The following is a 5,507-nucleotide window of genomic DNA, read 5'->3' as shown; positions in this document are numbered from 1 at the left end:
AAACGCCAAGACCCCGCTTTTGAGGGCGGGGTCTTGTCTTGGGTAAGGAGCCTGACGATTACCTACTTTCACACGGGCAATCCGCACTATCATCGGCGTGGAGTCGTTTCACGGTCCTGTTCGGGATGGGAAGGGGTGGTACCGACTCGCTATGGTCATCAGGCATGACGGGTTGCTGCGTCGCGCTGGAGGTTGGGTAACCTGGTCGCGCCACAGCCAATCGGGAAGAAGCGTAAAGAGGGTGTGGGTTGCGTTGTTTCTGGCACAACACCGATCTCAACCTGATGCGTAAAACACACCGGTTATAGGATCAAGCCTTACGGGCAATTAGTATCAGTTAGCTTAACGCATTACTGCGCTTCCACACCTGACCTATCAACGTCCTGGTCTTGAACGACCCTTCAAGGGGCTCGAAGCCCCGGGGATATCTCATCTCAAGGCGAGTTTCCCGCTTAGATGCTTTCAGCGGTTATCTCTTCCGAACATAGCTACCCGGCGATGCCACTGGCGTGACAACCGGTACACCAGAGGTTCGTCCACTCCGGTCCTCTCGTACTAGGAGCAGCCCCCTTCAAATATCCAGCGCCCACGGCAGATAGGGACCAAACTGTCTCACGACGTTTTAAACCCAGCTCACGTACCTCTTTAAATGGCGAACAGCCATACCCTTGGGACCGGCTACAGCCCCAGGATGAGATGAGCCGACATCGAGGTGCCAAACACCGCCGTCGATATGAACTCTTGGGCGGTATCAGCCTGTTATCCCCAGAGTACCTTTTATCCGTTGAGCGATGGCCCTTCCATACAGAACCACCGGATCACTATGACCTGCTTTCGCACCTGCTCGACTTGTCGGTCTCGCAGTTAAGCACGCTTATGCCATTGCACTATCAGCACGATTTCCGACCGTACCTAGCGTACCTTCGTACTCCTCCGTTACACTTTGGGAGGAGACCGCCCCAGTCAAACTGCCCACCATGCACTGTCCCCGACCCGGATCACGGGCCAAGGTTAGAACCTCAAACAAACCAGGGTGGTATTTCAAGGACGGCTCCACTGAAACTAGCGTTCCAGCTTCATAGCCTCCCACCTATCCTACACAGATCGGTTCAAAGTCCAATGCAAAGCTACAGTAAAGGTTCATGGGGTCTTTCCGTCTAGCCGCGGGGAGATTGCATCATCACAAACACTTCAACTTCGCTGAGTCTCGGGAGGAGACAGTGTGGCCATCGTTACGCCATTCGTGCAGGTCGGAACTTACCCGACAAGGAATTTCGCTACCTTAGGACCGTTATAGTTACGGCCGCCGTTTACCGGGACTTCAATCAAGAGCTTGCACCCCATCATTTAATCTTCCGGCACCGGGCAGGCGTCACACCCTATACGTCCACTTTCGTGTTTGCAGAGTGCTGTGTTTTTATTAAACAGTCGCAGCCACCAGTTTATTGCAACCCCTTCACCCTTCGCCCGCAGGGGCGTCAAGCTACAGGGGCGTACCTTATCCCGAAGTTACGGTACCAATTTGCCGAGTTCCTTCTCCCGAGTTCTCTCAAGCGCCTTAGAATACTCATCTCGCCCACCTGTGTCGGTTTGCGGTACGGTCAATGTGAAACTGAAGCTTAGAGGCTTTTCCTGGAACCCCTTCCGATTGCTTCGCTTCCGAAGAAGCTCGCGCCACGCCCTTGAATTCCGTGCCCGGATTTGCCAGAGCACCTTCTCCAACGCAGCGACCGGGACTTCCAACACCCGGACAACCTTCCGCGATCCGTCCCCCCATCGCATTTCACACTGGTGCAGGAATATTGACCTGCTTCCCATCAGCTACGCATTTCTGCCTCGCCTTAGGGGCCGACTCACCCTACGCCGATGAACGTTGCGTAGGAAACCTTGGGCTTACGGCGAGGGGGCCTTTCACCCCCTTTATCGCTACTCATGTCAGCATTCGCACTTCCGATACCTCCAGCACGCTTTTCAACGCACCTTCGCAGGCTTACGGAACGCTCTCCTACCATGCGTGCAATGCACGCATCCGCAGCTTCGGTATATGACTTAGCCCCGTTACATCTTCCGCGCAGGACGACTCGATCAGTGAGCTATTACGCTTTCTTTAAAGGGTGGCTGCTTCTAAGCCAACCTCCTGACTGTTTTAGCCTTCCCACTTCGTTTCCCACTTAGTCATATTTGGGGACCTTAGCTGGCGGTCTGGGTTGTTTCCCTCTTGACACCGGACGTTAGCACCCGATGTCTGTCTCCCGTGATTGCACTCTTCGGTATTCGGAGTTTGCTATGGCGAAGTAATCCGCAATGGACCCTTCAACCATGACAGTGCTCTACCCCCGAAGGTGATACACGAGGCACTACCTAAATAGTTTTCGGAGAGAACCAGCTATTTCCAGGTTTGTTTAGCCTTTCACCCCTATCCACAGCTCATCCCCTAACTTTTCAACGTTAGTGGGTTCGGACCTCCAGTACGTGTTACCGCACCTTCATCCTGGCCATGGATAGATCACCTGGTTTCGGGTCTACACCCAGCGACTGAATCGCCCTGTTCGGACTCGCTTTCGCTACGCCTGCCCTAATCGGTTAAGCTCGCCACTGAATGTAAGTCGCTGACCCATTATACAAAAGGTACGCCGTCACCCCTTGCGAGGCTCCGACTGTTTGTATGCATGCGGTTTCAGGATCTGTTTCACTCCCCTCCCGGGGTTCTTTTCGCCTTTCCCTCACGGTACTGGTTCACTATCGGTCGATCACGAGTATTTAGCCTTGGAGGATGGTCCCCCCATCTTCAGACAGGATTTCACGTGTCCCGCCCTACTTGTCGTACACCTAGTTCTTCCTCGCTGTTTTCGCCTACGGGGCTATCACCCACTATGGCCGCACTTTCCAGAGCGTTTGGCTAACAACGAAGATAAAGAGTACAGGCTGGTCCCATTTCGCTCGCCACTACTTTGGGAATCTCGGTTGATTTCTGTTCCTGCGGTTACTTAGATGTTTCAGTTCACCGCGTTCGCTTCACATGGCCTATGTATTCAGCCATGGATACTCCATAAGGAGTGGGTTTCCCCATTCGGATATCGGTGGATCAAAGCTCGTTTGCCAGCTCCCCACCGCTTTTCGCAGGCTACCGCGTCCTTCATCGCCTGTGATCGCCAAGGCATCCACCACATGCACTTGTTCGCTTGACCCTATAACGGGTGTGTCTCGTCGTGTTGCCACGCCAGACTCACTCGCTACAGGTTGAGTATTCGCGTTGTGCCGTATTCCAGGTTCGTCTTTCGATGAACTCAAAAAATACATTGATACAATCACAACCCTGATTCACCTACTCGCGCGCCCATCTCTAAGCACGCTTTCGTGAATCTCTTTACTACTTCTTCCTGATTGTTAAAGAACGACAGCCGATATCTAACTGCAATACCGCATCTGACTGGCTCAATTGCCAATGCGAAGTCTTCTGCGTTCTGCAGAACACTGTGCATTGGGAATTGGTGGAGGATGACGGGATCGAACCGACGACCCCCTGCTTGCAAAGCAGGTGCTCTCCCAGCTGAGCTAATCCCCCAGTCATACAGTACACAGGGGGTTTTGCGATCAGCCACCGCAGACAAGGCGTTGGTGGGTCTGGATGGATTCGAACCATCGACCCCCGCCTTATCAAGACGGTGCTCTAACCGACTGAGCTACAGACCCCTGAGCCTGTCTTCAATTAACAGCCGACAAGTGTGAGCGCTCAACTTGTGAAACGCAAAAGCTCTGGAAAGGAGGTGATCCAGCCGCACCTTCCGATACGGCTACCTTGTTACGACTTCACCCCAGTCATGAATCCTACCGTGGTGACCGTCCTCCTTGCGGTTAGACTAGCCACTTCTGGTAAAACCCACTCCCATGGTGTGACGGGCGGTGTGTACAAGACCCGGGAACGTATTCACCGCGGCATGCTGATCCGCGATTACTAGCGATTCCAGCTTCACGCAGTCGAGTTGCAGACTGCGATCCGGACTACGATCGGTTTTCTGGGATTGGCTCCACCTCGCGGCTTGGCAACCCTCTGTTCCGACCATTGTATGACGTGTGAAGCCCTACCCATAAGGGCCATGAGGACTTGACGTCATCCCCACCTTCCTCCGGTTTGTCACCGGCAGTCTCCCTAGAGTGCTCTTGCGTAGCAACTAGGGACAAGGGTTGCGCTCGTTGCGGGACTTAACCCAACATCTCACGACACGAGCTGACGACAGCCATGCAGCACCTGTGTTACGGCTCCCTTTCGGGCACCCTCACCTCTCAGCAAGGTTCCGTACATGTCAAGGGTAGGTAAGGTTTTTCGCGTTGCATCGAATTAATCCACATCATCCACCGCTTGTGCGGGTCCCCGTCAATTCCTTTGAGTTTTAATCTTGCGACCGTACTCCCCAGGCGGTCAACTTCACGCGTTAGCTTCGTTACCAAGTCAATGAAGACCCGACAACTAGTTGACATCGTTTAGGGCGTGGACTACCAGGGTATCTAATCCTGTTTGCTCCCCACGCTTTCGTGCATGAGCGTCAGTATTGGCCCAGGGGGCTGCCTTCGCCATCGGTATTCCTCCACATCTCTACGCATTTCACTGCTACACGTGGAATTCTACCCCCCTCTGCCATACTCTAGCCCGCCAGTCACCAATGCAGTTCCCAGGTTAAGCCCGGGGATTTCACATCGGTCTTAGCGAACCGCCTGCGCACGCTTTACGCCCAGTAATTCCGATTAACGCTTGCACCCTACGTATTACCGCGGCTGCTGGCACGTAGTTAGCCGGTGCTTATTCTTCCGGTACCGTCATCCCGCCCCTGTATTAGAGAAGCGGTTTTCTTTCCGGACAAAAGTGCTTTACAACCCGAAGGCCTTCTTCACACACGCGGCATTGCTGGATCAGGGTTGCCCCCATTGTCCAAAATTCCCCACTGCTGCCTCCCGTAGGAGTCTGGGCCGTGTCTCAGTCCCAGTGTGGCTGGTCGTCCTCTCAGACCAGCTACAGATCGTCGCCTTGGTAGGCCTTTACCCCACCAACTAGCTAATCTGCCATCGGCCGCCCCTTGAGCGCGAGGTCCGAAGATCCCCCGCTTTCCTCCACAGAGCGTATGCGGTATTAATCCGGCTTTCGCCGGGCTATCCCCCACTCCAGGACACGTTCCGATGTATTACTCACCCGTTCGCCACTCGCCGCCAGGGTTGCCCCCGCGCTGCCGTCCGACTTGCATGTGTAAGGCATGCCGCCAGCGTTCAATCTGAGCCAGGATCAAACTCTTCAGTTCAAACCTGTTACTGTTTTTCGGTTCATCTAAGAACCGGTCGCTCACTCAAAATCACTGACGAAAGATCTGCGCTGGGTCTTTCAACCCAGTCAAACCTTCCTCAATTTCTTCCGTGTGAGACTCGATTACTTTCGCTATCAGTGACCCGAAGATCACCGCGCGCCTCGTCATCGAGCGCCCACACTTATCGGCTGTTGATTGTTAAAGAACATTCGC

At 54.0% G+C, this 5,507-nt stretch carries 2 tRNA genes and 3 rRNA genes; all 5 read right to left on the bottom strand.

The features are described 5' to 3' along the window. Positions 1-49 precede the first annotated feature (49 nt). The 5 genes from rrf to KFO72_RS41085 all read right to left on the bottom strand — a co-directional run bounded on the left by rrf (position 50) and on the right by KFO72_RS41085 (position 5,291). Positions 50-163: ribosomal RNA gene (gene rrf, locus KFO72_RS41105) — 5S ribosomal RNA — on the bottom strand. Positions 164-306: 143 nt separating this feature from the next. After that, a 23S ribosomal RNA gene (locus KFO72_RS41100) occupies positions 307-3,188 on the bottom strand. A gap of 301 nt (positions 3,189-3,489) precedes the next feature. Beyond that, positions 3,490-3,565: transfer RNA gene (locus KFO72_RS41095), tRNA-Ala, on the bottom strand. 51 nt (positions 3,566-3,616) lie between these two features. Further along, positions 3,617-3,693 (bottom strand) — tRNA-Ile (locus tag KFO72_RS41090). A 67-nt stretch (positions 3,694-3,760) separates the two neighbouring features. After that, positions 3,761-5,291, bottom strand: a 16S ribosomal RNA gene (locus KFO72_RS41085). Together the 16S, 23S and 5S rRNA genes with 2 tRNA genes alongside form the textbook arrangement of a ribosomal RNA operon. Between the last annotated feature and the right edge of the window lie 216 nt (positions 5,292-5,507).

Origin of the sequence: Paraburkholderia sp. XV (genome assembly GCF_020177535.1) — a bacterium.
GTDB lineage: Bacteria > Pseudomonadota > Gammaproteobacteria > Burkholderiales > Burkholderiaceae > Paraburkholderia > Paraburkholderia caribensis.
Note: the sequence above shows the minus strand (reverse complement) of the source record. Positions and strands in the feature narration are given on the sequence as shown.